We start from the raw sequence: 1,545 nt of genomic DNA, 5'->3' as shown, positions 1-1,545 counted from the left end.
AGCTATGACTCTTTTTGCTTCGTCTTGAAATTTTTCAATAGCGCTCTCTATATCTTTTTTTTCTTCTTCGTTTATATTACACATAGAAATTATTTTTTCGGGGCTTCCTTTTGTGAATACCAAATATTCTCCGTTAATTTCCGCAACCGTAGTCATATTTTTTGTGTCGGAAGAAAAAGGATATTCGAATATTATTTTCGATTTTTCTCTTATTTCTTTATAATCAAAACCAGATTTTTTCGCTCCAACCAACAAAGCGCATTCGGTAGGATTTCCCAAAAATTTAATCAAGTTATCTTTATAATCGATATCCGCCGTAGAATTAATACAAAAGTTTTCAATTATTTTTTCGTTCTTTATATTTTCAGGCTCTATATATTCTCCGTTTAAATATAATTTATTTAAAGTCATTTTATTTTCGGTTAGAGTTCCCGTTTTATCGGAACATATAACATTTACGCTTCCTATAGTTTCGCAGGCAACCATTTTTTTTACCAAAGCGTTTTGTTTAGCCATTTTGATAATATTGATTGAAAGAGAGACGGCGACAATAGTTGGCAAACCTTCTGGAACGGACGCCACTATCAAAACTATACTCGTAATAAAAGCTTCCGATATATTTTGAAAATTTGCCTCACCGATTCTGATAAAATTTAAGACTTGTATGATAAAAACTATAGCTGCGGCGATTATTCCAATCAAAGCGATTTTTTTTCCTAACTCTGCAAGTTTTTCTTGCAACGGAGTGGAAGTTTTTTTAGTCGAAGATAATTCTCGAGCGATTTTTCCAAACTCCGTGCTATCTCCAACCGAAGTAATTATCATTTTTCCGTTTCCCGTTGTCACAAAAGAACCCGAATAAGCCATATTTATTCTTTCGGCTACATGAATTTTTTCATCGGTAAATATGGCATCGCAATCTTTTTCAACCGCTTCGCTTTCGCCCGTGAGAGCCGATTCGTCAATATTTAAAGATACGCTTTCAAGAAGTCTGCCGTCCGCTGGGAGTTTATTTCCCGTTTCGATAAAAGCTATATCTCCGACAAGCAAATCTTTTTGATTGATTATTTCCATATTTCCGTTTCTTATGACTTTAACTCTTATGTCCTCGTTTATGCTATTTAAAGCCTCGAACGCCTTTGCGCTTTTTCCTTCCATTACGATTGTGATAACAACAGATAACGATATGGCGATAAATATTCCCAAACATTCAAAAATATCGAAATGTCCGCCGTTCAAATAATTAACCGTATTTACTCCAATAGCGATTAATCCCGCAAAGATAAGCATGAGTATCATAGGTTCTTTAAGCGATTCCAATATTTTTCCAAATAATGAAATTCCTTTTTCTTTCGTAAAACTGTTTCTACCGTATTTTTCCAAACTCAATTTTTTAGCATCTTCGGTGAGTCCAATTTTTGGATTAATATTAAGTTTGTTTAAAATATCTTCTTTTGTTCCTAAAAATTCGTTCATAAAATTTTCTCCAATTAATTAAACTGTTTTATATTTTTTATTATAATAATTATAATAAATAAAAAAGAC

1 protein-coding gene is annotated in these 1,545 nt (G+C 32.4%); it reads right to left on the bottom strand.

The features are described 5' to 3' along the window. A partial coding sequence (locus EZH24_RS11605; RefSeq protein WP_153227239.1) for a cation-translocating P-type ATPase occupies positions 1-1,476 on the bottom strand: 1,476 nt, incomplete at its 3' end. Positions 1,477-1,545: the final 69 nt, after the last annotated feature.

It is taken from the genome of Brachyspira catarrhinii, from assembly GCF_005518285.1.
GTDB classification, from domain to species: domain Bacteria; phylum Spirochaetota; class Brachyspiria; order Brachyspirales; family Brachyspiraceae; genus Brachyspira; species Brachyspira catarrhinii.
This window is presented reverse-complemented; position numbering and strand designations above follow the sequence as displayed.